24 protein-coding genes, 1 tRNA gene and 1 pseudogene are annotated in these 25,086 nt (G+C 58.4%); 14 read left to right on the top strand and 12 right to left on the bottom strand.

The window, feature by feature from the left end; genetic code table 11:
* The first annotated feature begins 76 nt into the window (after positions 1-76).
* Entirely contained in the window at positions 77-394 is a 318-nt protein-coding gene (locus VB780_RS18205) for a DUF3067 family protein (protein WP_323352596.1), read from the top strand.
* Here VB780_RS18205 and VB780_RS18210 read toward each other — a convergent pair whose 3' ends face one another.
* Positions 395-784, bottom strand: a complete 390-nt coding sequence (locus tag VB780_RS18210; RefSeq protein ID WP_323352597.1) for a VOC family protein — start codon at positions 782-784, stop codon at positions 395-397.
* A 77-nt stretch (positions 785-861) separates the two neighbouring features.
* Between VB780_RS18210 and VB780_RS18215 the strand changes: the two genes are divergently transcribed.
* Together VB780_RS18215 and VB780_RS18220 are read left to right on the top strand one after the other, a co-directional pair.
* Positions 862-3,408, top strand: coding sequence for a glycosyltransferase family 39 protein (locus tag VB780_RS18215; protein ID WP_323352598.1), 2,547 nt, complete (start codon positions 862-864; stop codon positions 3,406-3,408).
* Positions 3,409-3,513: 105 nt separating this feature from the next.
* Complete coding sequence (locus VB780_RS18220) at positions 3,514-4,485, top strand: ribose-phosphate pyrophosphokinase (RefSeq protein ID WP_416349244.1); 972 nt, start codon at positions 3,514-3,516, stop codon at positions 4,483-4,485.
* A 128-nt stretch (positions 4,486-4,613) separates the two neighbouring features.
* On the opposite strand, the gene VB780_RS18225 is transcribed toward VB780_RS18220, so the two are convergent.
* Positions 4,614-5,066 (bottom strand): DUF3531 family protein, encoded by a 453-nt coding sequence (locus VB780_RS18225; protein ID WP_323352599.1) that lies wholly within the window; start codon positions 5,064-5,066, stop codon positions 4,614-4,616.
* 58 nt (positions 5,067-5,124) lie between these two features.
* Positions 5,125-6,060 (bottom strand): Sll0314/Alr1548 family TPR repeat-containing protein, encoded by a 936-nt coding sequence (locus VB780_RS18230; RefSeq protein ID WP_323352600.1) that lies wholly within the window; start codon positions 6,058-6,060, stop codon positions 5,125-5,127.
* A 311-nt stretch (positions 6,061-6,371) separates the two neighbouring features.
* Here VB780_RS18230 and VB780_RS18235 point away from each other — a divergent pair, with 311 nt between their 5' ends.
* A complete protein-coding gene (locus VB780_RS18235) occupies positions 6,372-7,028 on the top strand; it encodes an energy-coupling factor ABC transporter ATP-binding protein (RefSeq protein ID WP_323352601.1) in 657 nt (218 codons plus the stop codon).
* A gap of 13 nt (positions 7,029-7,041) precedes the next feature.
* Entirely contained in the window at positions 7,042-7,776 is a 735-nt protein-coding gene (gene rsmG / locus VB780_RS18240) for a 16S rRNA (guanine(527)-N(7))-methyltransferase RsmG (protein WP_323352602.1), read from the top strand.
* A 124-nt stretch (positions 7,777-7,900) separates the two neighbouring features.
* Here the strand turns inward: rsmG and hisIE are convergent, their stop codons facing one another.
* Complete coding sequence (gene hisIE, locus VB780_RS18245) at positions 7,901-8,551, bottom strand: bifunctional phosphoribosyl-AMP cyclohydrolase/phosphoribosyl-ATP diphosphatase HisIE (RefSeq protein ID WP_323352603.1); 651 nt, start codon at positions 8,549-8,551, stop codon at positions 7,901-7,903.
* Between the two features lie 298 nt (positions 8,552-8,849).
* Here hisIE and VB780_RS18250 point away from each other — a divergent pair, with 298 nt between their 5' ends.
* The 4 genes from VB780_RS18250 to secG all read left to right on the top strand — a co-directional run bounded on the left by VB780_RS18250 (position 8,850) and on the right by secG (position 13,439).
* Complete coding sequence (locus VB780_RS18250; RefSeq protein WP_323352604.1) at positions 8,850-9,269, top strand: hypothetical protein; 420 nt, start codon at positions 8,850-8,852, stop codon at positions 9,267-9,269.
* A gap of 229 nt (positions 9,270-9,498) precedes the next feature.
* On the top strand, positions 9,499-11,208 hold the full coding sequence (locus tag VB780_RS18255; RefSeq protein ID WP_323352605.1) for an ABC-F family ATP-binding cassette domain-containing protein: 1,710 nt from the start codon (positions 9,499-9,501) through the stop codon (positions 11,206-11,208).
* A gap of 286 nt (positions 11,209-11,494) precedes the next feature.
* On the top strand, positions 11,495-13,093 hold the full coding sequence (gene gpmI, locus VB780_RS18260) for a 2,3-bisphosphoglycerate-independent phosphoglycerate mutase (protein ID WP_323352606.1): 1,599 nt from the start codon (positions 11,495-11,497) through the stop codon (positions 13,091-13,093).
* A gap of 91 nt (positions 13,094-13,184) precedes the next feature.
* Positions 13,185-13,439, top strand: a complete 255-nt coding sequence (gene secG, locus VB780_RS18265) for a preprotein translocase subunit SecG (RefSeq protein ID WP_323352607.1) — start codon at positions 13,185-13,187, stop codon at positions 13,437-13,439.
* A 124-nt stretch (positions 13,440-13,563) separates the two neighbouring features.
* Here the strand turns inward: secG and VB780_RS18270 are convergent, their stop codons facing one another.
* The gene (locus VB780_RS18270; protein ID WP_323352608.1) at positions 13,564-14,304 is read right to left on the bottom strand and encodes a hypothetical protein; all 741 of its coding nucleotides are present in this window, start codon (positions 14,302-14,304) and stop codon (positions 13,564-13,566) included.
* Between the two features lie 477 nt (positions 14,305-14,781).
* Positions 14,782-16,275: a DEAD/DEAH box helicase family protein gene (locus tag VB780_RS18275; protein ID WP_323352609.1), complete on the bottom strand. Its 1,494-nt coding sequence runs from the start codon at positions 16,273-16,275 to the stop codon at positions 14,782-14,784.
* Positions 16,276-16,478: 203 nt separating this feature from the next.
* Here VB780_RS18275 and VB780_RS18280 point away from each other — a divergent pair.
* Positions 16,479-16,853 (top strand): annotated as a pseudogene (locus tag VB780_RS18280) (Uma2 family endonuclease); the annotation flags it as partial.
* A 136-nt stretch (positions 16,854-16,989) separates the two neighbouring features.
* Here the strand turns inward: VB780_RS18280 and VB780_RS18285 are convergent.
* The 3 genes from VB780_RS18285 to VB780_RS18295 all read right to left on the bottom strand — a co-directional run bounded on the left by VB780_RS18285 (position 16,990) and on the right by VB780_RS18295 (position 20,258).
* The gene (locus VB780_RS18285) at positions 16,990-18,729 is read right to left on the bottom strand and encodes an NAD-binding protein (RefSeq protein WP_323352610.1); all 1,740 of its coding nucleotides are present in this window, start codon (positions 18,727-18,729) and stop codon (positions 16,990-16,992) included.
* A gap of 230 nt (positions 18,730-18,959) precedes the next feature.
* Complete coding sequence (locus VB780_RS18290) at positions 18,960-19,172, bottom strand: hypothetical protein (protein WP_190755667.1); 213 nt, start codon at positions 19,170-19,172, stop codon at positions 18,960-18,962.
* Positions 19,173-19,181: 9 nt separating this feature from the next.
* Positions 19,182-20,258 (bottom strand): RuBisCO accumulation factor 1, encoded by a 1,077-nt coding sequence (locus tag VB780_RS18295; RefSeq protein WP_323352611.1) that lies wholly within the window; start codon positions 20,256-20,258, stop codon positions 19,182-19,184.
* Between the two features lie 162 nt (positions 20,259-20,420).
* Here VB780_RS18295 and VB780_RS18300 point away from each other — a divergent pair.
* Together VB780_RS18300 and VB780_RS18305 are read left to right on the top strand one after the other, a co-directional pair.
* Positions 20,421-20,493 (top strand) — tRNA-Ala (locus VB780_RS18300).
* 46 nt (positions 20,494-20,539) lie between these two features.
* On the top strand, positions 20,540-21,124 hold the full coding sequence (locus VB780_RS18305; protein WP_323352612.1) for a Uma2 family endonuclease: 585 nt from the start codon (positions 20,540-20,542) through the stop codon (positions 21,122-21,124).
* 99 nt (positions 21,125-21,223) lie between these two features.
* On the opposite strand, the gene VB780_RS18310 is transcribed toward VB780_RS18305, so the two are convergent.
* From VB780_RS18310 to VB780_RS18320, 3 genes are all read right to left on the bottom strand, one after another.
* The gene (locus VB780_RS18310; protein ID WP_323352613.1) at positions 21,224-21,703 is read right to left on the bottom strand and encodes a hypothetical protein; all 480 of its coding nucleotides are present in this window, start codon (positions 21,701-21,703) and stop codon (positions 21,224-21,226) included.
* Between the two features lie 550 nt (positions 21,704-22,253).
* The gene (locus tag VB780_RS18315; RefSeq protein WP_323352614.1) at positions 22,254-22,967 is read right to left on the bottom strand and encodes a DsbA family protein; all 714 of its coding nucleotides are present in this window, start codon (positions 22,965-22,967) and stop codon (positions 22,254-22,256) included.
* A gap of 82 nt (positions 22,968-23,049) precedes the next feature.
* Positions 23,050-23,733: a hypothetical protein gene (locus VB780_RS18320; protein ID WP_323352615.1), complete on the bottom strand. Its 684-nt coding sequence runs from the start codon at positions 23,731-23,733 to the stop codon at positions 23,050-23,052.
* Between the two features lie 304 nt (positions 23,734-24,037).
* Here VB780_RS18320 and VB780_RS18325 point away from each other — a divergent pair, with 304 nt between their 5' ends.
* A complete protein-coding gene (locus tag VB780_RS18325; RefSeq protein ID WP_323352616.1) occupies positions 24,038-24,571 on the top strand; it encodes a peptidoglycan-binding domain-containing protein in 534 nt (177 codons plus the stop codon).
* 23 nt (positions 24,572-24,594) lie between these two features.
* Positions 24,595-25,080: a plastocyanin/azurin family copper-binding protein gene (locus VB780_RS18330; protein WP_323352617.1), complete on the top strand. Its 486-nt coding sequence runs from the start codon at positions 24,595-24,597 to the stop codon at positions 25,078-25,080.
* Positions 25,081-25,086: the final 6 nt, after the last annotated feature.

Here is a 25,086-nt window from a genome sequence, read left to right on the forward strand (position 1 = left end):
GTAGGGGCGGTTGACCGATAGAGCGTATCGTAAAGAAATGTATATGCAGCAACGGTACTAGAGCAGAGGTAAGGGCGTGACAGGGGCAGATTTACAAGCGCTATTAATAGACAAGTGGGGCTACTCTTTTGACGTTCAGTTTCGGCGCACCCAGGGCAAGATTTTTCTCCAGGTGATGTGGCGCTACCTCGAACAGGTATCGTTTCCCCTCAGCGAAGAGGAGTACCTGGCCCACCTCAATCAGGTCATCCTCTATCTCCACGAGTGGGGACAGGTGGAGTATGTGCAGCAGCAGATTGCCGAGACCCGCGATCGCCCCCGTCTAGGCAAAGCCGTCAGCATTCCTCTACCCCTGGGCGAGCGTGCATCAGAGTGGCTGACCGACGAGTTTTAGCTAGCGCTCGTACAGCTCAATAGGCAGCTGGTCAGGGTCTGGGAAGAAGACAAAGCGCTTGCCGGTCAGCTCATCTAGACGAATCTTTTCCGTCGTCACTCCACAGGCATGGAGATACTGAACCGCCGCCTCTAGGTCATCTACCACCAGCGCTAGATGGCGTAGCCCCTGAGCCTCGGGGCGGGAGGGGCGAGGTGGCGGACTAGGAAAAGAAAACAGCTCGATCTGGGTACCATCCTCCAGACCCAAATCGAGCTTGTAAGACTGGCGCTCGGCTCGGTAGGTCTCCCGCAATACTGCGAACCCCAGCACCTGGGTGTAGAAATGCTTGGATTGAGCGTAATCGCTACAGATAATCGCGATGTGGTGAATACCCTGGCAAAATGGCATAGTTCTGTAAAGCTAAGTTGTCGTTGATAATCGAGGCGTAGCGCCGCTACCGTTATCTCCATAGTTAAGGGAAGCCGATGGCCGATCGCCCCCCGCCCGTACCTAAGTCCAATTCCTCTTCAGCGGAGCTTGCCGTCAGCGCTCAGCCTCTGCCCCCGACTCGGACGGTGAAGCCTTGGTATCAGCAAGACTGGCTGATTTTGGTGGGGTTGTGGCTGGCAGCTGCGATCGCCGACGGCCTCTGGCTGCTCAACGATCAGTCTCCCCCCGCCTGGGATCAGGGCGAACACCTGACCCGCGCCCTTAACTTTTGGCGGGTGCTCCAGCAGCCCGAATGGTTCGACCCAGACTGGTGGACTACCCTGTGGCGGCAGTCGCCGGGCTACCGTGCTCCCTTGGTCTACCTCGCTACAGTGCCGATTTTTAACATTCTAGGGCGTGGTTTTGACCAAGCGGTGGTGGTCAACACGCTATTTGCCGGGCTGTTGATGGGAATTTTGTACGGGCTCGGTCGAGGCCTGTTTGGCCGCACCACTGGGCTATGGGCGGCGGGGCTGAGCCTGACGATTCCTATGCTCTACGCCCTGCGGCTCGACTATTTGCTGGATCTGGGGCTGGTGTCCGCCGTGACCGCCACCTTCGCCAGCCTGACCGGGTGGCGAGGAGCTCAGCCAGCCGCCAGGTGGGGCTGGGCGATCGCCGCCGGGCTAGGGGTAGGGCTCTCCATTTTGGCCAAGCCCACCGCCATTTTGTTTCTGGTAGTGCCCTTCGCGTGGATAGCCCTAGAGTCGATTCTGACCCGGCCCCGTTGGCAGCACCTGGTGCAGTGGGGGCTAGCGGCCGTGGCCGCCTGGATAGTGTGCGGCCCTTGGATCCAGGCCAACTGGCTCACCATCATTACCAATAGTCAGAGCAGCAACGCCAACTGGATCCCCCCAGAACTAGTGCCAGACAGCATTAGCTCAGTTCTTAGTTACTACGCTCGAATGTTGCCGCGCCTAGTGACCTACACCCTGCTCATTGCCGGCGTCTTGGGTGGGGTGACTGGGTTGCTGCTGGCGCGATCGGGCCGGGGAACAGTGGCGACCGATGCTGCCTCCCTGCGCTGGAAGTGGGCCTGGTTGGGCAGCTTTTTGCTGGGCAGCTACGGCATGCTGACCCTATTGCAAAACAAAGATTCGCGCCACATCGCTCCGATGGTACCCGTGCTGGTGCTGGTGCTCACCCGAGGGCTGACCCTGCTGCCGGATCGGGGCGGGCGCTGGCTGCGCTGGGGCTTGGCTGGCCTCATGGTGGGGTGGATGGTAGCGGCAGTACTGCCGGGCACCCCTCCCCCCGCCAGTCGCCTGATGCGAACTCTCTACTCTGGCCCTCCCTGGCCCCATAGGGCGGTTATAGAGACCATCACCACCCAAGCACCCTACCTGCGCTCTACCCTGGGGGTAATTCCCAACACTGCTCAGGTAAACCCGCTGACCTTTGACTTTTACGGGGCGACCCAGGACTTTCGGGTGTACAGTCGCGAACTGGGGTTAAGTTCAGACTTTATGGCGAAGGATGCCCGCTCTGTGCCCTGGATGCTGACCAAAACCGGCAACCAGAGCCCAACTACCGAGGCCAAGCTGGCCCTGGCTGAACTAGTGACGCAAAGCCCAGAGTTTGAGGTGATGCAAGCCTGGCCCCTGCCCGACGGCTCTACATTGTCGCTGCACCACCGGGCCGAGCCCCCCGTAGAAGTAGCCCCTAGCGACCAGGTAGCATCCACGGTTAACCTCATATCCGTTACCCTTCCCGTCGCGGCTGCCCCAGGCCAAACCATCCCGGTAACCTACGAGCTACTAGGGCCTTGGGACGCCCTCCGCCACGGACTGCTGGTACTGAGTTGGCAGTCGGCGGGAAATGATGGCAACACTAGCTGGATCCATGATCACGGTATTGGCCTCGGGCAGCTGTTGGCTGAGCCAGGAGAGGGGCTGGAGGGCTCCTTTACGGTAATTGAACGCCTGGGCATGATTCTGCCAGAGACGCTGGCACCTGGTACTTACACGCTTCGAGCAGAGTACCTCGATCGGCTCACCGGTGCCGCTCAGCCCCTGGCAGGGCCGCAGATAGCCCTGGTGATAGACCCTAGCGCAGCTCCCGTTACTGCCCCAGAGCCTAATTTGGTAGGGGTATTACACCGCCTTAGCCAAAGCTTGGCTCAGGGTGATGTGGATCCAATATTTGCCACCATGGGGCGCATCAACCAGTACGATCCCATCCAAGATTATCTGCCCCAGGCTGAGCTAGCTATGGCCCACCGCCTGACCCAAGCCTCAGAGCAGCTGCCCTGGCTCTATACCCAGGTGATGGCCCAGGTACTACAGCAGGATGATAAGGGGGCGATCGCAACCCTAGAGCAGTTAACGACCCTTACCCCTGACAATATCTATCCCTGGCTGTACAAAGGCTTTGTGCATCTCTATGCGTGGCAGCCCCGACTAGCCGATCGGGCTCTTGATCAGGCGGCTGCGATCGATGCCACACTGCCCGAGCTGCAAATACTGCGGGCCGTCGCGGCACTACAGCAGCTCAACCTGTGGAAAACCTGGCGGTACATTCGCCAGAGTGGCCTTCTCGATTAATTTTTTTAAGGATAATTGCTCAAAAGCTTTTGAAGTTGGAATGCTAGGATTTCCTAGGTGAACATGCTCAGAGGGCCTGATGTGATCCGTTCCGCCACTTTGCCGATGCAAACTCCGTCGCTGCCGCACTTCGGAGACAACAACCGCCTCAAACTTTTTTCTGGCTCGGCCAACGTTGACCTGGCGCGTGAAGTGGCTCGCTACCTAGGGCTAGACCTTGGCCCCATGGTGCGCAAGCGCTTCGCCGACGGTGAGGTTTACATCCAGATTCAAGAGTCGATTCGCGGCTGTGATGTGTACCTGATTCAGCCCACCTGCTATCCGGTGAATGATCACCTGATGGAGCTGCTGATTATGATCGACGCCTGTAGGCGGGCTTCGGCACGACAGATCACCGCTGTGATTCCCTACTACGGCTACGCCCGCGCCGATCGCAAGACCGCCGGGCGCGAGTCAATTACCGCCAAGCTGGTAGCCAACCTGATGACCAAGGCCGGGGCCAGCCGAGTCTTGGCCATCGATCTACATTCCGCCCAAATTCAGGGCTACTTTGATATTCCCTGTGATCATGTCTACGGCACTCCGGTGCTGATCGACTACATCTCCAGCAAGAAGCTGGAAGACCTGGTGGTGGTCTCCCCCGACGTTGGGGGTGTAGCTCGCGCCCGTGCCTTTGCCAAAAAACTCAACGACGCGCCCCTGGCGATTATCGACAAACGCCGCCAGGCCCACAATGTGGCGGAAGTGATGAATGTGGTGGGCGACGTGCGGGGCAAAACCGCCGTGCTGGTGGACGACATGATCGACACCGCTGGCACCATCTGTGAGGGGGCTCGCCTGCTCAAACAAGAGGGAGCACGCCAGGTCTATGCCTGCGCCACCCATGCCGTCTTCTCTCCCCCGGCGGTGGAGCGCCTATCGGTGGGGCTATTTGAGGAAGTGATTGTCACCAACACGATTCCGATGACGGCGACGCGGCAGTTTCCGCAGCTGACGGTGCTGTCGATGGCCAATTTGCTGGGTGAAGCCATCTGGCGCATCCACGAAGAAAGCTCCGTCAGCAGTATGTTTCGCTAGCGGCCGGTCTAGGAGGCAACGGCTTTACGCTGCGCGAATCGCAGCTATAGCGCCGCACAAAAAAGGGGATGTCGTCAGGCATCCCCTTTTTACTGGTCTTTGGGTGCCGCCAAGGTCAACGGTGCAGACTAGGCATCCTCGTCGACAAACTCGGGCTGCCCACTACCTGGAATCGGCCAGTCGGAGTTTTCGCCACCGATGTAGCAGGTTTCGATCACCACGTACTCGCGGTTAAACTGCTCCAGGGTATTGATTAATACGTCGATGGCCAGGGCATCGCTAGTGCCCAGGTCGATCCAGCAGCGAGCCCAAAGCCCCTCGTACTCGACTTCGCCAATGTTGTGCATCACCGAGAGCATGCTGTTGCTCAGCTGGTCTTCGTTGTAGGGGAGATAGCTGATATCAAGGCCCGTATCTTGTACCTGAAGGTTTTCGGCGTTAAAGCCCCCCAGCTTCCCCAAAAAAAACCATGACGAAAAGACTTCGTCGACGTACTGCTGCTCCATGGAGGAGGGCACGGTTTCGAACTTAAGCCAGATCCAAAGGTTAAAGAAGTCGCACTCGCGAAATTCAACCTGCATAGTAAAGCCCCATACTGCCTTATCAGCATAGGGCTTTACCTGCACGAACTTGTGGGGGCTAGGGTGCGTTATTGCGCGATCGCTCGAAGCAGACCTCGCCAGCGGTGCCCTCAGCCTGGCAGGCCTCAAAGGCAATTTGCTGCACCGTTGAGGCGGGCAGCTGATCCGCATAGGTCAGCGCCGACTCGTACAGGGGCAGACTGGCGTCATATTTCTGCTGAAGAAATAGAATCTGTGCCTTCAGATAAATCAAGTCGGGGTTGTTGGGAGCGGCCGTCAGCGCTTTCTCAACCTCGGTCAGGGCTTCGTCATAGCGACCGAGGTCACGCATGCCAATGGCAATGCCCCGGTGGGAGAGATAGGCCGGGCTGCCGTTTTGCAGCCGGGCGATCGCCTGGTCGGGGTTGGCAAAGGGCAGGTTAACCGCTAAAAGCAGATCCATAAAGCCCTTGAGCAAGCTCAGCTCTGGATCGTTGGCGTCAATGCGCTCAGCCGCCTCTAGCTCGCTGAAAACCCGCTGCAGCCGCCGCAGGACAGAGGGGGTGCCTCGGGCAATCCCCTGGGTTTGCAAGACGTGGGCCCCTTCCATAAAAATGCCGACAGCGGTGTAGAGGTGGCCACGCAGAGGGTCAGTTGCTTTAAGGGCTGTGGCTGTTTGCTGGGTTAGACTAGCCTGCTCGGCTAGCTGATCTAAATCCTGATTGAGATAGCCGAGGGCGGCAGCAATGGCGTAGTTCATCGGCTCAGTGGGCTCAGCGGCGATCGCCTGCCCAACCAGTGACTGCGCTGCGGTGTAGTTTCCCTCGTAAAAGAGCGCGTTAAAAACGGCCTCAGTCTTGTCACCAATTTCGTGGGGATCGTTGGGGCGGAACGGATCTCCGGCGTGGGCTGACAGGGGGGCAAGCACTAAAAAGGCTGTGGTGAGCGCCCCGGCAGATACTGCCTTAAGGCGCGAACCAAATCGGGGTGGAGCAAGGCGAGCGTGAAAAACCATGAATGAGTTACCCCTTACGACCTAAACATCAAGACGGGCGAATGTGACTTGGAGGGAGAGATGCCTGCTCGATCAACCATCGTGATAGCTGATGGCCCAATTGTGGCGAATTACTGGGGGGTTTGCGGCAGTAATGTTACAGAAGCTACACTGGCCTAGCTCTACACAAACCGGCCAATGTCTCTACCAATGACAGCCCAGTAGGGCACACTGGAGGAGGTATTGCCTCTCGGTCATTGTACGACCACCGTGGCCATACCGGTTTTCGCAGCATCTGGTTGCCTCGTCTACTGTTTTACTGTGCGGGTGGAATGCTCTATCTTCGCCAACTGACCTATCATCCCCCGGCCAGCCCCAGGGCCATTTTGCAGGATATTTCGCTAGAGCTAGCGCCCCAGCAGCTGGGGCTGATCTATGGGCCGAGCGGGTCGGGCAAGAGTACGCTGCTAGAGCTGATGGCGGGGTTCGCTCAGCCTACGGCGGGGACCATTCAGTGGCGGCAGCAAGATCTCGACCCTGAGTCGCTGCGGCAGCTGGCGGGGCTGGTGTTTCAGTTTCCCGAGCGCCACTTTTGCGGGCACAGCCTGCTAGAAGAACTGCGCCTGGGTCATCCAGAAATGGCCCGCGACCAGATTGAGCAAGCCTTGCGAGCGGTGGGGTTAGACCAGCTGCCGCTCAAGGCCGCGCCCCATGCCCTCAGCGGCGGGCAGCAGCGACGATTGGCTCTGGCGGTACAGCTGATTCGCAAGCCCTATCTGCTGCTGCTAGATGAGCCCACCGCCGGCCTAGACTGGTCGATGCGTCAGCAGATTATTGCGCTGCTCAGGCGGCTTAAGCAAGACTGGACGCTGCTGGTAGTGTCCCACGATGCCGATGAGCTGGCTGGTCTAGCCGATCGCTGCTGGCACCTTGACCACGGCCGTCTGGCCCCAGTGCTCACGACAACCCTTTCGACCACCGTTGGCTAGGTAATTAGGAGTTATGGACGTGTTACCTTTCCACAGCGATCGCTGGCAGAGCACTCTGCACTGGCAGCCGAGCGATCGCCAGCAGCAGCGTTTTCAGCTGCTCTACGACGCCATTTTGGCGGCCAATCAGCAGGTCAACCTGACTCGGATTACAACCCCTGAAGATTTCTGGGAAAAGCATCTCTGGGATTCGCTCCAGGGTGTAGCCCCCTGGCTGGGGGATGGGGTCAGGGCCGACGCGCTCAAGGTGGTGGATATTGGCACCGGGGGTGGCTTCCCTGGCCTGCCCGTGGCGCTGGTGTTTCCCCACTGGGCGATCGCACTGTTAGATGCCACCCGCAAAAAACTTGTCGTTCTCGAAACCGTTTGCGAAACCCTGGGGATCGACAACGTCAGCTTTCTGCCCCAGCGGGCCGAGCAGGTAGGCCACCAGCCCGTTCACCGAGAAGCCTACGACCTGGCCCTGCTGCGAGCCGTTGGCCCAGTCAACCCCTGCGCTGAGTACGCCCTGCCCCTGCTAAAGCTAGGGGGCCAGGCCATCCTCTACCGAGGTCAGTGGTCGGCGGAAGAAGAGGCTGGCCTGACGGCGATTCTGCCGCGTCTGGGCGGCAAGCTGCTGGAGGTGCGATCGCAGACTATGCCCATCACCCAGGGCGTTCGCCACAATGTCATTCTCACCAAGGTAGAACGCACGCCAGACAAGTTTCCGCGCCTGCCGGGGATACCGTCGAAGACGCCGTTGGTGTAGGGAAAATGAGAAGATTAGGGATCTGCTGGAAGCGTGAGTGAGCGGGTGAGAAAGGTGAAAAAGTCAAAATTCAAAGTGCAAAATTTTGAATTCTCAACTTTGAATTTTGAATTCATCCATTCCCTCACCGCCGCCGTGCCTGTAGCTTGCGGTACACATCCTTAATGTCAACCCCGTGATGGGCCAGGGCCACTAGAGTGTGATACATCAGGTCGGCGGCTTCTCCGGCGATCGCATCGGCGTCATCGTCTTTGCAGGCCATCACCACTTCGGCGGCTTCTTCGCCAATTTTTTTGAGAATTTTGTTGTCGCCCCCGGCCAGCAGCTTGCAGGTGTAGGAGTCGGGGTTGGGGTGGTCGCGGCGATCGCAGATCACCCCAAACACCTGAGATAGCGTATCGGCGGGGGGCGCGGCCTTGTGGTCATCTACCTGGTGAAAGCAGCTGCGCTCGCCCGTGTGGCAGGCAATGTCGCCCAGCTGTTCTACGGTGACCAGTAGAGCATCGCTATCGCAGTCGTAGCGAACGGCTTTAATTCGCTGAGTATGGCCAGAAGTCGCCCCTTTGTGCCAAAATTCTTGGCGCGATCGGCTCCAGAACCAGGTTTCACCCGTATTCAGGGTTTTTTGCAGTGATTCGGCATTCATCCAGGCCATCATCAGCACGGTGCCGTCGAGGTGGTCTTGCACAATGGCAGGCACCAGCCCCTGGTCGTTGTAGCGAATGCGATCGACGGGCACAGCGGCGGCAAAGGGCGAAGACGGAGAGGTGACCATGGTACGCGCGGCAAAACATCCTTACCCACTCTAGTATTTCTTTGCCTTCGCCCCGACCCCATGCTTTAGAAAGGGCGAGTCGCTGCGTCTTTATTCAGAAACTGCTCTCATAAACGCCCAACCTGAGGCAAAACACGGATTGAGCCAATTTCCTCTAAATTTTCTGCCAACAAAAGTTAACATAGTAATTAACAAACCTTCAGCTAAGTCCAGTCTGGCTATCTGCCCTGCCCAAGGGCGCTTTGCCTGAGGGCTTGGCCCATTCGACCTACTATCTACAGACGCAGGAGAGAGCTTCATGACTGGATTTATTCGCGGGCTGTTTGGCGGCAAAGCTAAGAACCCCGGAGAATCAGATCGTCCCGTGCGGCGGCAGCCCGCTGCTCAACAGCCCACCATCAAGCAGGTTGGGGGCGCTTATTTCTTGAGCGATGACGATGCCAAGAGCTACGGCAACATTGAGTACATGCGATCGTCTAAAACCGTGCGGCGCACCTACGCAAAAAAGCGGGGTGAAACCGGAGAAAAAGAAAGCATTCGGCAGATTTCGGCGCTAGAGGCCAAACGACTGCAAGAACAGGGCGCATCTGTGCAAAAGATTGCCCCATCTGAAGTTTCTACTCAACCCGCTGTCAAGAAGGATGCTAGCTCTGAGCGCCGCAAGGTCGATACCAGCCTCGACATGTTCCGCAAAATGGCCAAGGACATGAAGAAGTAGTCAGTAGTTATTTCTGGGGCTAAAGCCTTACCAATGAAGCAACGAGGACGTAGCCTAGCTGCGTCCTTTTTTGTGCTCTTTATTTCTGGGTACAGCGGCGGGCGGAGTTTTCTCTCAAGGATGAATTAGCTAGATAGCGCAAAAGTAGGCAACCCGGGGCCATTTTTCGTTACCTTTGGTAAAGATTCGTTTACACCCAGTCCGTTGAAGTCCGCCTTTGGAGCCGCCCATGCTGCGTTTAGAGCACATCAGCAAGATTTATCCCACCGGGGAGGTTCTCAAGGACGTGAACTGGGAGGTGAAGCCGGGCGATCGCATCGGTCTAGTCGGCGTCAACGGTGCGGGCAAATCGACCCAGCTCAAAATCATCACCGGCAAGCTTGAGCCCACCACGGGCACCATTATTCGCCCCGCCGACCTCAAGATCGCCTATCTCTCCCAAGAGTTTGAGGTTGATCCCAGCCACACCGTACGCGACGAATTTTGGGCGGTATTTAAAGAAGCCAACGAGGTGCAGTCGAAGCTGCACCACATTCCCACGCTGATGGAAACCGCCGACCCTGACGAGCTCGACCGGCTAATCCACGAGCTAGACAAACTCCAGCGGCGCTTTGATGCCCTGGGCGGCTACGGGCTAGAGTCGCAGATCGAGAAAATTTTGCCCGAGATGGGCTTTGAGGCGACTGACGGCGATCGCTACGTCAGCGAGTTTAGCGGCGGCTGGCAGATGCGCATGGGCCTGGGCAAAATCTTGCTGCAAGCCCCCGACGTGCTGCTGCTCGACGAGCCCACCAACCACCTCGACCTCGACACCATCGAGTGGCTTGAGGGCTACCTCAAGAAGCTCACCACCCCCATGGTGATCGTTTCCCACGACCGGGAGTTTTTGGATCGCCTCTGTACGCAGATCGTCGAGACCGAGCGCGGCGTTTCGACCACCTACCTGGGCAACTACACCGCCTACCTCACCCAAAAAGAAGAAAGTTTAGCCGCCCAGCTCAGCACCTTTGAGCGCCAGCAAAAAGAAATTGCCAAGCAGCAGGCCTTTGTCGATCGCTTTCGGGCCAGCGCCACCCGCAGCACCCAGGCCAAAAGCCGCGAGAAGCAGCTCGATAAAGTCGAGCGCATCGAGGCCCCCACGGGCAGCGTGCGCACCCTGCACTTCCGCTTTCCCCCCGCTCCCCGCAGCGGGCGTGAGGTGGTGACGATTAGCGATCTCACCCACAACTACGATGAGAAGATTTTGTTTTTGGGGACAAATTTATTGATTGAGCGGGGCGATCGCATCGCTTTCCTCGGCCACAATGGCTCGGGCAAATCGACCCTGCTGCGCATGATCGCTGGCCTTGAAGCCCCCACCGACGGCCAGGTCGAAGTGGGCAACCACAATGTGATCCCCAGCTACTTTGAGCAAAACCAGGCCGAAGCGCTAGATCTCGAAAAAACTGTGATCGCCACCATCCACGACGAAGTGCCCGATTGGACCAACGAAGAGGTGCGCACCCTGCTGGGGCGGTTTTTGTTTACCGGCGATATGGCCTTTAAACAGGTCAAGGCCCTCAGCGGTGGCGAAAAGGCCCGCCTGGCCCTGGCCAAAATGCTGCTGCGCCCCGCCAACCTGATGATGCTCGACGAGCCCACCAACCACCTGGATATTCCCGCTAAAGAGATGCTGGAAGAAGCCCTTCAGCACTACGACGGCACCGTGCTGCTGGTCTCCCACGATCGCTACTTTATCTCCCGCGTGGCCACCAAAATTGTGGAAATTCGCGATGGCGAGCTAAGGCTATACCGGGGCGACTACCACTATTACCTCGACAAGATAGCTGAAGAGGCCGAGGCCGAAAAGCGGGCCGCCCTAGAGGCTGAGAAAAAAGCCAAGGCCGACGCCAAGCGTCAGCAACAGCAGGCCAAACGCAAAGCCGGCGCTACAAAATGACGCAGATGTAGAGTAATATGCAGTTTATAAAAAATTTTCTTAAATTGCACTTTAACCTGGTCATATGCTTGCAGAGCGTATTTAGGCTGGGTCTAGAGTACAGTTTCTAGTTTGTTACGCTGCGAGCATGTCCTCACGGCGTCGAGCTAAACGTATTTGCCCGGCACGACCGCCTCAAGCGCAGTGCTGAATGCTATCTCCAGCGCCGTTCCAGCTCAGATTGGGACCAAATTTCTGGATAGTATGATTGCTGAGACGTTAGTCCAACTCCCAAGGATTCTTACCTATGAGTCAAGCGTCAATCCCGCCGATGGTTTTAATCATTCTCGACGGCTGGGGGTATCGGGAAAACACCGACGGTAACGCTGTCGCCGCCGCAAAAACTCCGATTATGGACAGTCTGTGGGCGGCTTATCCCCGTACCCTAATTCGCACCTCAGGTAAGGATGTCGGTCTACCCGATGGCCAAATGGGCAATTCTGAAGTGGGCCACCTCAATATTGGGGCCGGACGCATCGTGCCCCAAGAACTGGTGCGCATTTCTGATGCGGTAGAAGACGGCACTCTGCAAGAAAATGAGGCGCTGCTAGAGGTGTGTCAGGCAGTGCGCTACCGAAACAGCAAGCTGCACCTGGTGGGGCTGTGCTCAGAGGGGGGCGTGCACTCCCACCTCTCGCACCTGTTTGGGCTGCTGGAGATGGCCAAGGCCCAAGATATTGACGAAGTTTGCATCCATGTCATCACCGATGGTCGCGACACCAAGCCCACCGAAGGCAGAGTGGCGGTACAAAAAATTCAGGACTATGTGGATGGCCTTGGCCTGGGTCGGCTAGTCACCCTCAGCGGTCGCTACTACGCCATGGATCGCGACAACCGCTGGGATCGCGTCGAGAAAGCCTATCGGGTAATGACCGACCCCGGCGAGGGCAACGGCAAAACCGCCATGGAAGCGCTGCTGGAATCCTATGACCAGGAGATCCAGGATGAGTTTGTGGAGCCGGTGCGGCTGGCCCCTGGGGCGATCGCCCCAGAGGACGGCGTGATCTTCTTCAACTTCCGCCCCGATCGCGCTCGCCAGCTGACCCAGGCTCTGGTTGATCCCAATTTTAAGGGCTTTGAACGGGAACTAATTGGGCCACCGAGCTTTGTCACCATGACCCAATACGACCCCGAGATGCCGGTGAAGGTGGCCTTTGCGCCCCAAAACCTGAGCAATATTTTGGGCGAAGTGGTAGCTAACCACGGTCTCAAGCAGTTTCGCACCGCCGAAACCGAAAAGTACGCCCACGTCACCTACTTCTTTAACGGCGGTCTAGAAGAACCCCTAGAGGGCGAAGACCGCGAGCTAGTGTCTAGCCCCATGGTGGCCACCTACGACAAAGCGCCAGCCATGTCGGCGGAGGCCGTGACCAATACCGCCCTAGCCGCCATTAAGAAGGGAATTTATTCTCTAGTGGTGATCAACTACGCCAACCCCGATATGGTGGGCCACACCGGCAAGATGGACTCTACGGTCACGGCCCTCCAGGCCGTTGACTATGAACTGGGCCGATTGATCGACGGAATTGGCAAAGCTGGCGGCACGGCCATTATCATTGCTGACCACGGCAACGCCGAGCTGATGTGGGACGAAAACCACAAGCCCTGGACGGCTCACACCACTAACCCAGTGCCGTTTATTTTGGTCGAAGGCGAAAAGCTCAAGGTGCCCGCCTACGGTGGCGACGTCAACCTGCGCGAGGACGGGCGGCTATCTGACATTGCCCCCACCATTCTGCAAATCTTGGATTTGCCCCAGCCCCAGGAAATGACCGGGCGCTCCATGTTTCTGCCCGCCGATGTCGAGATTCGCAATAACCGTACCCCGGTCAAGCTCTCCCTCTAGGGCTGGCCCAAGGGAGCATCTGGAAGGGCTAGGAGGCTTGGGGTATAGTGAGGAATGGGCCTTTTTTTGAGCAGGTTAGTTTAGGAACGCGATGATAGTCACCACAATTTTGAAAGTTATCTGGATGGTTTCTGCCGTGGGTCTGACGGCTCTGGTGCTGCTGCACAGCCCCAAGGGCGATGGTCTAGGCGGCTTAGGTGGCCAAGCTCAGCTGTTTACCAGCACCAAGAGCGCTGAAACCACCCTCAACCGCGTCACCTGGACATTGACCGTGCTGTTCATGGGTCTGACGGTAGTGCTAAGCGCGGGCTGGCTCGACGTGGCCGCAGCCCCCCCCGCCCTCTAGCAACCTGTGGGTTTCTGGTGGCGAGAGCTGCTCTAAAATCCTTCGGAAATATGAAACAATGCCTCCGGTTCGTCTGAACCGGAGGCATTGTTTTGGTGGGGTTGTCTGTCGGTAAAGCAGGGGATCACCAGTCTCCCGACATCACCGCGAGGGCCTGGCCGGTGGTAGTGACAATATTCAGAGGTAAACTCTGGGCCCTTTCTCGGCGGGGAAACTGCACCAGTTGCAGGCCTGAGCCCACGGGCTCAACTGTGGCCAGGTACTGATCGTCTTGCCATTCAAGCCCCACCAAGCGGTGATGGAGCAGCCACATTTCGGCCAGTTCGCCCTGGTTGATCTGCTCGGGCTGGTCGCCGCTGTAGCAGTCCCAGGTGTCATCAATGGCCGTCCACACCCCAGACAGGTAGAGGGGATCGGTGCGGGCGCTGAGGCCGTAGGTGGTAAACACAAAGATTTCGTGGCTCCACCAGGCCTTAGCGAGGGCCTCCAGGGGATCGCTATCTAGGGCTTCGCCGTAGTAGGGCATGGCCTCTAGCTGCTTAGTTTGGGCGACCTCTGAGGGCCGCTGCCAGTCGGGCAGGTCGGCACAAACCGTCGCGGCGATCGCAGCATCTAAAGCCTGCCCCAACTCCACCGACGAGGCGGCATCATCGGCACCGATCCCCACTTCGGCGAAGGGAATCTCTGCCTGGGCCAGATAGTTAGACAGGGCCGGCGTGGACGAACTGGTGCCCAGCAGACCTGCCTGCAAGGGGCCAGGAGAATGGAACGCCTGGGCCAGGGTCGGTTGGGTAGAGACGGTCAGCAGCCCCGCTGAACCAACACCGAGGGTAAGGAGCAAAGCCGTAGCAAACAGGTGACTCATCGAAGGATAGTTGGGGAATGAGCAGGTAGGGGAGGTCTGGCGCTGGGGCGATCGCCAAAGTAATGAGGCAGGAGTTGCGCTGCCCAGGGTTCAAGAACCCAAGCAGTCGGTCTAGTTCCCGAGTTCCTAGAAGTTAAGGCTCAACCCTGGTAGGCAGGAGCGGGTCACTGGCGGGCTCCATCACTGAAGCAGACCAACGACACTGACCGACGGAGCTTACCTAGCCCATGGCTTAACGCTTAATCACTTGAGGCAAAACCCGACACGTAGGGCGGTGGGGGAAGCACAAGTCATCAACGCGGCTTCATAAACCGTTACTGAGCCGTGGGCAAAGCCCTGAACCAAGGCGGCAGCGCGATCGCGGCAACCCTTTATCTAGCAGGACTTTAGCCTACTACTAAGATAGCGTTTGAACAGCTTTTGGAGCAGAATTTTATCCACTTCTTTGGGATCGGTTGTAGTGGCATAGGTGAATGCTTAGGTCTGCTCAGGGGGAGGTAACGGCGGTGCCTCGGCGGCGCGGGGAACCGCGGGCAGGGGATCGGCAGTATAGACGGGCTTTACCGGCACCAGTTCGAGCTGTCGAGGGCCAGGGGTGGAGGGCTGTACCCCCTGACGACGGCGGCTAGAGATCGCTTCTTCGGTAGTTTCTTCGGCGATGACTTCGTAGAGCACGGCCTGCTTGCTGCCGCTGCCCTTGCGGAGAATGCGCCCCAGCCGCTGCACGTACTCGCGGATTGAGCCGCTGCCGGAGAGCAGAATGGCCACCCGCGCCTCGGGCACGTCTACGCCCTCGTTGAGCACGTGGCTGACCACCAGGGTGGGGTACTCACCGCTGCGAAATCGCTGGAGAATGGCGTGGCGCTCTTTGACCGGCGTCTGGTGAGTAATGGCGGGGATCAAGAACGTCTCGGAAATTTGATAGACCGTGGCGTTGTCGTTGGTGAAGATCAGCGTGCGATCGGGGTGGTGCTGGGCAAGTAAATCGGCTAGCACCCGCAGCTTGCCCTCGGTGCCCAGGGCGATCGCCCGCGCCTCCCGGTGGGCCAGCATGGCTCGCCGCCCCCCTAAAGACTGGGCGCTGGCCCGCACAAACCGCTGCCACCCCTGGGCCGAGCTGAGCCAGATGTTGGCCTCCTGCAAAAAGCGGTTGCGCTGGGCGATTAGCTGGCTGTAGCGCGATCGCTCCTGGTTCGACAGCTTCACTTTAATCGGCACAATCTGAAACGGGGCCAGGGCATCCCCAGATAAATCTGCCGCTGACTTGGCGTAGACCACTGGCCCCAGCAAATGGGTGAGATCGTCGTGGCGACCATCGGCGCGATCGGGAGTGGCGGTCAACCCCAGCCGGTAGGGCGCGATGGAATATTCAGCAATCACCCGGTTAAAGTCGCTGGGCAGGTGGTGGCACTCGTCGCAGATCAGCAGAGCGTACTGGTTGCCCAGGCTCTCAGCGTGGATGGCAGCACTGTCGTAGGTAGCCACTAAAATTGGCGTGCGATCTTTAGATCCCCCGCCTAAAAGCCCTACCTCCAGATCGGGAAAGGCGGCCTCCAAATGGGCATACCACTGGTGCATCAAATCCAACGTAGGCACGGTAATTAACGTGGGACGAGGCGTGGCCTGCATGGCCATCTGAGCCAGGTAGGTTTTACCGCTGGCGGTGGGCAACACCACGACCCCGCGCCAGCGCTGGTCAATCCACGCCTGGAGGGCTTCTTTTTGGTGGGGATAGGGCTCTAGGCTCAGCCGGGGATCAAGATCCAGCGGAGCAAAAGTCTGGGCCTGGTCATTGAAGGAGATCTGCTCGGCCCGTAGGGTTTCGACGAGGGAGCGGTACTGCTGGGCGGGAATGCGAAATTTCTCAATGCGATCGTCCCAGTGGGCGAAGTCTACCCAGCTTTTGCCTCGTGGCGGTGGATGCAGAATCAGGGTGCCGCGATCGTAGGTGAGGGTGGGTGTGCGCCCCATGGTGGTTGATGGTTACTGGAGCTATTGTAGCGGGAGACTAAACGGAAGGATTCTGGAAAGCTACAATTCAGGCAGTTGACGGTTAGCGAGGGCCATCGCCATGACTGTTACCTCCACCTCAACGGTTGACCCTAGAGCAGTTCTTAACGCTGTCCTACATTGAAGAGTCACCGGCTTGGGAATTTGTGTAGGGAGAGGTCAGCCAAAAACCGATGCCCAGTGGAAAACACAGTCGGATTCAATCGCGGTTGGTTGGTGTTATCAATAACGCCGTTGATTCGCCCGATGAAGCCCTGACCGAACTGCGCTGTACCATTGGTGAGCGCTCCATAGTGCCAGCTATTGCTGTGCTGGAACAAAGCCAAATCCCCGCTGACGAGAATGGTGAGATTGTCAGCACTGGTGTCAACGTCGCTCCAGATTGGATCACCGAGATTCTTTCTCCCCAGCAGAGCCAGATGAAGGTGACTCGCAAAATTTTGCCCAGCCTGTGCCACGGAGGGCAACTCGGCTGGCTGATCGATCCTGAAGAACGGGTGGTGCTGGTTTACCACCCCGATCGCTTGCCCGAAGAATAGACTGAAGATGCTGCGTTGCCAGGCTTAACAGGAATGTCGTTATCGTTGACCCCAGAGCAGCTGTTTAGCTGGCTCCAGATCAACCGTCGCTGAGATCCTAAGGACGAGGCGATCGCGTCCCCATCGATCTACCCCCTTACCCTCGCAGCTCCTCTGTAACTGCCGCCGGGATGTATTGCAAGCAGTCGAGCCGGTTGGCGGGCATGGTCAGGTAGAGCACGTCACCGTCGGTCAGGGTTACGTCGAGCAGGTCGTAGCCGTGGAGCGTGCGATTGGCCGACTCGATGTAGAGGGGTACCAGATGCGCTGTCTGGGCCACGGTCTGAATAGGTTGGTTGTAGAAGGGATGGTGGGGGGTGATTAGCGTTGCGATCGCCACCCACAACAGATCCCCAGACATGCCGTTGCCCAGGATTCTTCCCCCGAGGGCCGCAGCGGCAAAGGTAGGTGCCGCCAGATCCATGGGGCTGAGCACCTGGTCAAACTCAAACACCTGCTGCACCTGCTGGGCAAACTCGGCGTCAAAGATGCGCACGACGGCGGGCACCTGGGGGCCAATGCTGCGGGCCGTCAGGGCAATTTCTAAATTCACCGTATCGTCGCTAGTGACAACGAGCAAAGCCTGGGCCGAGGCCAGGTTCACAGTTTCTAACGTAGAGGTCAGGTTGGCATCGGCGATGATAACCGGAATTTTGAGCGCCTTGACCGCAGGCAGGAAACGGTTGCTGACATCTTGCTCAATCACGGCGACCTTGTACCCGGTCTTGTGCAGGTGGATGGCCGTGCGATAGCCCACGCCCCCCAGCCCGCAAATAATGTAGTGGTGCTGGCGGGGCATGCGGGCCACGCTCCACAGGCTTTGAAAGTGGGATCCCAGTATGAAATCGTTGAGCAGGGCGTAGCAAATGCCGATCACCCCCGCCCCTACCAGCATCATCACCGCGGTGAAGACTTTGATGCTAGCTGAGGAGTCTTCGGCCACCTGTTCTTGGCCCCCGGCTCCGGTGATCATGCCCACTGAGAAATACAGGGCATCGACCCAGCTGGTGTTGAGGTCGTGCCACAGGTAGGTGAAGGTGGCGAGACCAATGGTGATCAGCAGGGCCAAAATCACCAGCAGCGTGGCGCGGGCGCGGCGGCGACCGTGGTCGAGGGTGACCAGCAGCCGTTGCCAAAACTGAGCCACATGGCGAGATTTAAGGATGGGCTGCTGGGGTCGGGTGGCTACTACGATGCGATCGCCCCCCTGCAACACCTCCCCCGTTACCACCGCCGTCACCAGATCGATGGGGCGGCGGGCCGAATGGTAGTGAATTAAGAGCTGCGATCGGTTGTCCCACAAGGTCTTTAGCGGCTTGCCATGCCAGGGGTGGGCGGCATCGATCACCTCCTCGTACATCGGCCAAGTCAAGTCAAACAGGCGCAGTTGCCCGATCGCCCGGTTGCCCCGCGCCGCAAAGGCAAACAGCGGTGCCGCCAGCGCCGCCGAACTGAGGCTGACATGGTGGGGCAGGGTGTGGTCGAGGCGCTCCCCCAGGCTGATGTTAAACAGCCGATTGATGATGCGAATATTGGGGTTGAGAATGCGCGCCTGGGTCAAAATCGCCAAATTCAGGGCGTCGTCAGAGGTAGCCAGCACCAGGGTGTGGGCCTGGTGAATGCCGGCTTGGGTGAGGGTAGCGGGCGATCGCAGCTCCCCCACCACAATCTCGCCCACTACCTCTGGCATGGGATGGTAGCTAATGCCCACCACCTGCGCCCCCTGCTGCCGCAGCAGACTAAAAATCCGCAGTCCCGTGCGCCCCAGCCCACAGACAATGATCTGGGGCCGTTGCAGCGAGGGCAATTCCCGAGGGGTTAAGGATGTTACGGCCATTGCCAGCAACCACAGATACTACGATCTGTTGTCGAGGCTGACGGCAGAGACCGCTGTAGCTTAGGTCACGTTGTCTTAAAAGTTTGGATGGTGAGGATAGAGATAAAGAAATGAATTCAAAATTGAAAATGCAAAATTTTGTAAGTCCTTCGGACTGGCTTTGCCTACGCGCAGCGTCTCCGGAGGAGAAACTTTGCATTTTGCATTCTTCACCTTTCTCACCCGCTCACTCACGCTTCCGGCGGATCTCCAATCTCCTCACTCTTCCCCCGTACCGGCGGCAGCTTTTCCACCAGGCCCATCTCAAAGGCCGTGTCGGGCAGGTCACCCGCAATATACTTCCCCGGTTCAAACACGCGACCGGGGGTAAAGCACATCTGCCGCAGCTCCACGATCTCGGTATTTAAGAACATGGTGCGAGATAAGCGTCGTTCGAGGCCCATAGCTGTCTCCTATTCGTCTAGCTGCCAGAGTTCGCGGTTGTAGTTTTCATCCAGAATGCGCTTGGGCCGCAGAATGAGAATCATTTTGCCCAAGATCGGGGTTTCAATCGGGCTGGCTGACCAAACCAGGGCCAGCTGATCGCCCTCGGTGGTGAGAAAATAGCCGTCGTCGTCCCAGGTGCGATCGCTGCGATCGACCACCACCAGCACCGTGTCATCGGCGGCATCGGCAGGGTAGTTGGGCAACTGCCGGGCCTGGGTGAGAATCCCCACCGGGTCTTCGGCCCGAAAGATTACCTGCCAGCCGGGAACCGCGATCCAGGCGCTGGCCCCGTTGGCGCTGACCATGCTGAAGGGTTCTTCCGCCACCACCACGGGTACGGCTTTGAGGTCATCCACCGTCAGCGGCATCTGCCCCACCACGGGGATCATGCGCGGTAGCTCACTTTCGGTTTCGAGCCGGTAGAGGGGCAGCCGGGGGGCGGGGCGGTCTTTGACGACCGTAAAGTCGGTCAGCAGCTTTTCGATGTGCTGGCGGGCGGTGGGGCTTTGGGCAAAGCGCAGGCCCTGGGCAATCAGGCGCGATCGGTCTTGCAGGTCATCGTTTTGGCGGGCCAGCTTCCAAAAGTGGTAGGCGATCGCATCTCCCGGCCCATCGCCAAAGCCCTGGGGCTTGTCTTTGCGGTAGGCATATTCTTTGATTGGCTTCACCAGATCGCGCACCTCCTCAGAGTCGATGCCGTGCTGACGAATGAAGTCGGCGGTGGCGGCGCGATCGCCCTGGGAGAGCACCCGCAGTTCGTAGAGCGCGTCGCTGCCCCGCTCGGTAAAGTGGGCCACGGTCGCCTCCGCCACCCCCGCCTTAAGAATGGACTGGTAGACCTGCTCCGCCACCATAATCTGGTTCTGGTGGATGGGCTCAAAGCCGGTTTCTTCAAAAATTTGCTGGGGGGTGTACCGCGCCTTTTGCAGCGCCTGGCAGCCCTGGGCCCAGGTGACCCAGGTGCCCTCTTTACGCCGCAGCCGCAGCAAAACATCCTGCACCGCATCGGCATCGGGGGGAGATGAAGAACCAGGATAAACCATTGCCATTGCCACGTGAATACTATCAATCTCCCTGACTCTATCGCGGATGGCTGCCCTTCACCGCTACCGGCAGATAAAACTCACAGGGAAATTTGGGGTTGACGACGGTACCCCCCTTAGGTCACTATTGTTGATGCGCTCAGCGAAAAAGTTGGCGCACAAGGGGCTATAGCTCAGCTGGTAGAGCACTTGCATGGCATGCAAGGGGTCAGCGGTTCGAACCCGCTTAGCTCCATATTTCAAAATCTGTTGTCCATTGTCCATACTCGTCTAGCTAACCGATGTTTCAGCTGAAGCCCAGGTTTCAAAGCTTTGAAGAGTATCTGGCCTACGACGACGGCACAGAAAAGCTATACGAGCTTTTTAATGGAGAATTGATTGAAGTGCCGCCAGAGTCGGGCTTTAACGTTGAGATCGCTAACTTAATTTTTGCCACACTCTTGCCCATAGTTGGCCCCCGGCGTCTGAGGGGACATGGCCTAGAGCTGGAAGTGCGTGGCGAACCCAGAAACCGCTATTCAGACTTTACGGTCATTCACCCCGAGCAAGTTGACCCACTGAAGCGGCGCAACACCCTGCGCCTCTCGATGGGGCCACCGGTCTTGGTCATTGAAATTGTGAGCCCAGGGGAAGTGCAGCGCAACCGAGACTACGTGGCTAAGCGCGGGCAGTACCAAGACCTGGGCATTCCTGAATACTGGATTGTTGACCCACAGAGGGCAACCGTGCTGGTGTTAGCAATGAGGGATGGCGTCTACGAAGAGTCTATGACGTTGAACGGTGGCGATCGCCTGCAATCCCTCCAACTGGGCGCACTCGATATCACAGCGACAGACCTCTTCACCGCCGCCGCTACCGAAAACTAAGGCTAGAACACTACTGCCGCAGGGCAACCAAAAGAAAAGGGATCGGCGGACGTTCCGCCGATCCCTTTATTGCTGGTTTAGAACAGGAGGTCTAAGAACCTAAAAGGTATAGCCTAGACCGACAGAGCCATTGACCTGAGTGGTGTCGTAGAACGATACGTTGACACCACCATTAGCGACGATGCGATCGGTGATGCGGTAGTCAACCCCACCGGTGAGCATAGGGCCAACCGAAGTAGAGCCTTCGGTAGAGACCGACAGGCCACCGCCCAAGTAGGGTAGCAGACGACCGTTGTCGGTAACGGCGTTGAAGTCGTAGGTCACGGGCAGCAGGAAGACGGTTTCACCATCGTCGCCATTGAAGTCGAGGTCGCTGATGACGCCGGGGCGCACCGAGATGTTGTCGGCTACAGTGACCTTGCTGTTGATCGAGAGGCCAATGTCGTCACTGATGCCGACGCCTGCGCCGACGTAGTTGTAGTCAGTGCTGGCGTCTTGGGCGTTAGCGGCCATGGGCATGGCAGCGAGGGAAGCAGCGGTGAGACCTAAGGCGATCGCAGCGATAGAACGGGTTTTCATGGTCATTCTCCAAATGCAAACTGTGTGTTGTTGACTGTCTTTTGTTGAGAAGCCCACCCAAAACGGCCAATGCGATTTATGAGTCGATGCCATTAGGTCGGGATGGGTCTGGCAGAGAAGCGGTTGTCTTCGCTTTCGCCATGACACTGTTGTAACGCTGGAGCCTAGGTACCCCTTAGCGAAGCCATGACACTTTGTGTAGTGGGTGACACTGGCCTAACAGTTTACAAACCGCTCCAAGTTTCTCAAACTCTTGCCTGGCAGGGGATTGCAGCGTTGTCGAAGGATCTGAGGGGCGATCGCGGCCCATCCAGAACCTCACCGTTTCAGCGTTTCAGCAGGCAGGCGACCCAACTGGCACAGCCAACTGGCATAGCACCCCCCAGGCAACCGGGCCTGTCCGCACGCTTCAATCGGCTAACTAAGAGTCAGCGATACAGGCAATCCATGGTCGCAAGAGCGATCGACCCGCGATCGCAGGACTTGGCGGGGTTTCCCAACCTGAGGCTTCCGCAGCCAGGGGGATGAACAAGATCAGGGCGATCTAAGATTAGCCCTGGCTCTGGATCGCCGCGTTGATCTGGTTAAAGATTTCCTCAAATAGCTGCAGGGGTGCACCGCCCGGAATCAGCAGGTCATTCATGATGAAAGAAGGGGTGCCCTGGAGCTGAAGCTGCTCGGCTAGGGCGAGGTCTTGCTCAATGGCAGCGGTAGCTTCGGCACTGGTGCGATCGCGGTTGAACTGATCCATATCGAGCTGCATGGCCTCGGCCAGCTCAATATAGAGATCTTCGCCCAAACGGTTTTGGTTAACAAACAGGCCGTCGTGGTAGAGCCAAAACTGCCCCTGCTGCTGCGCCGCCCAGGCCGCCTTCGCCGACGGCATCGCCTCCGGGTGAATCTGGGTGAGAGGGAAATGCTTGTAGACGTAGAGAATCTCGTCTTCGTGGTTGCCCACAAACTCTTTCATGTAGCCCGCCGCCACCGTGCAGTAGGGGCACTGAAAATCAGAAAACTTAAACAGCACAATCGGCGCGTTGGGGTTGCCCTTCGTGGGCGAAGCGCCAATTAAACTGGCGCGATCGGTGGAGGTGATCACCTCGGTGACAATTTCCTGGTGGGCCTCGGGGCTAGCGGGTGGGCTGGCCTGGTTGCGCCGGGGCACCAGCAGCAACAGGGGAATTGCCATCCCCACCAGCAGCGCACCAATGATGCCCCACAGCAGCAGTTTGGATTTGCGCAGCCGCGCCAAGAGCTTATCCATGGGCTTCCTTCCTGTGCTAGTGCTGTCCCCATCATGCCGTTCTGGGGGTAGCCTAACCAGCTTTTTTTGGCAGAAACCTCACCTATCGTTTGCAGGGCAGCGGCGGCGGGGCCGATGGGTCAATCGATTGCCACACAATGTCGTGCAGGCGGCGCTTGGCCCGCGAGGCCCGCTGCCGCAGTGCTGCTTCTCTGGTGGCGGGCTGCCCCTCGGCGGACAGCCAGGCGCTGATCTGGCTCCACGACCAGCCGCGCACGGTGCGGAGGTAGAGCAGGCAGGTACCGGCTGGGTCTTCCTGATGGAGCAGGTGCAGCGCCTGGTAAAGCAGGTCAAGCTCTTCGCTGAGCATCTGCTGCTGCATTAGATTCAGCCGATAGTCGGGCAGCACCGCCTCCATCACCTGGGGGTCAGTGGCGCTGGTCCGGTGCTTGCGCTTGCGTTCGTAGATGACGTGAAAGGCCGTGGCCTTTAGCCAGGCGTAGGGGTTGCGAATCACCTCGCCGGTCTGGAGCTTGCGCTTGCCTCGCAGGTAGGCCTCGTGCAAAATTTCGTAGGCTTCGAACTGAGCCTCAAGGTGGTACTGCTGGAGGGTTCTCTGAATCGCACTCAGGATGGGGTAAGCATGGGGATTGTCTTGGCCAAGAATTTCACTTAGCGCTTGATCGAACACGTCTGGGGCTGGAGCATCGGCGGGGAGGCGGAACTCGTTAAAACCACTGGTGTCGTCAGGTTGGCTCATATTCCCTAGGGCGTTAGGTAGCGGCATCACTCACTCTTTAAGTGATATAAACTGCTCCACTGTGACAATTTGAATTGCGGAAACTAGCGTCAAAAATAGTCTTTAAAAAAGTTGCCCTTGACCTGTCACAAGCCGAGGGCAAAGGTCACTAATACTGGTGGAGCAATCTCCAGACCCCCGTTGGCCCCGGCTTCGTGTCTGGTGCGCTTAGAGACGCCCGGACTGAGCAGCGGGCGGCGGGCTGAGGCGATCGCGCCGTTCGGCCAGGGGCAGGGGCGGTCTGGGCACCCCAGTTGTTTAGTTGCTTTCTCAACGGAGGCACGCGAGGAGTATGACCCTAGAACACGCGACGGCACCCTTAGACCATTCACTGACGGCAGACGATCTAGGCACCGCCCTAGTCGCTCTCCTAATGAACCGAGGAGAGCATCCCATCGCCGATCTCAGGCAGGCGCTACAGCAGCACCGCGCTACGCTGATTGACTACTGCACCCTGGCGCTTCAGCCCCGCCTGTCTGCCAACGACGAAACCCGCCTGGGCGCAATTTTAGACCAGGCCATCGATGACCCCTGGCTGAGCTTTTGGCTAGACGAGGCCGATGGCTGGGTCGGCGAGCACCTCCAGCTTCTGCCCACAGAGGCCCTGCGCCAGCAGCAGAGCAAGCTGCGGCGCACCCTCAGCCAAACCTGGGTAGATACCTTTTGGCACGATTTGCAGCACCGCACTAAAACGCTTCAGACCTACCTCAAGCGGGTGGGGGTTTACAGCGGTGCCATCGACGGCATTATGGGGCCTACCACCCAGCGCGCGGTAGAATCTCTCAAAACGGCGTACCCCGACGGGCTTCCCCTGGGGTACTTATAGAGATAGGCACAGGGATAGGCGCTATGGGTCAGCAATCGGTAGGTCGACAGCGGCTACGGATAGATTTGGGGGCAGGTTTTCTGCTGGGGGCGATCGCGCTGGTAATGGCCCTGGGTTTGATGCTGGGGGCCAGTGGCGCGATTGCATCCCCCGCCCCGCCAGAAACCATTGCCGTCCATCTGGGCACCGCAGCGGGCGACTTGCGATTTGAGCCCAGCCAGCTCAGCTTTAGGGCGGGCCAGCGCTACCGCCTGGTGCTCGACAACCCTAGCCCCGAGAGGCATTACTTCACCGCCAAAGACTTTGCCGACGGCCTCTGGACTCAGAAGGTGCAGGCGGGCGATGTGGAAGTCAAGGGAGCGATCCACGAGCTGGAACTCAAGCCAGGGGCGATCGCCGAGTGGGTGTTTGTGCCCGAGCGCCCCGGCGTCTATGAGCTGCACTGTGCGATCGCAGGCCATGCCGAGGCCGGTATGGTAGGACAGATTGAGATCGTGGCTGCGGGTTAGGGGTAC

Origin of the sequence: Leptolyngbya sp. CCNP1308, from assembly GCF_034932455.1 — a bacterium.
In the GTDB taxonomy this organism is placed as follows: domain Bacteria; phylum Cyanobacteriota; class Cyanobacteriia; order Phormidesmidales; family Phormidesmidaceae; genus Nodosilinea.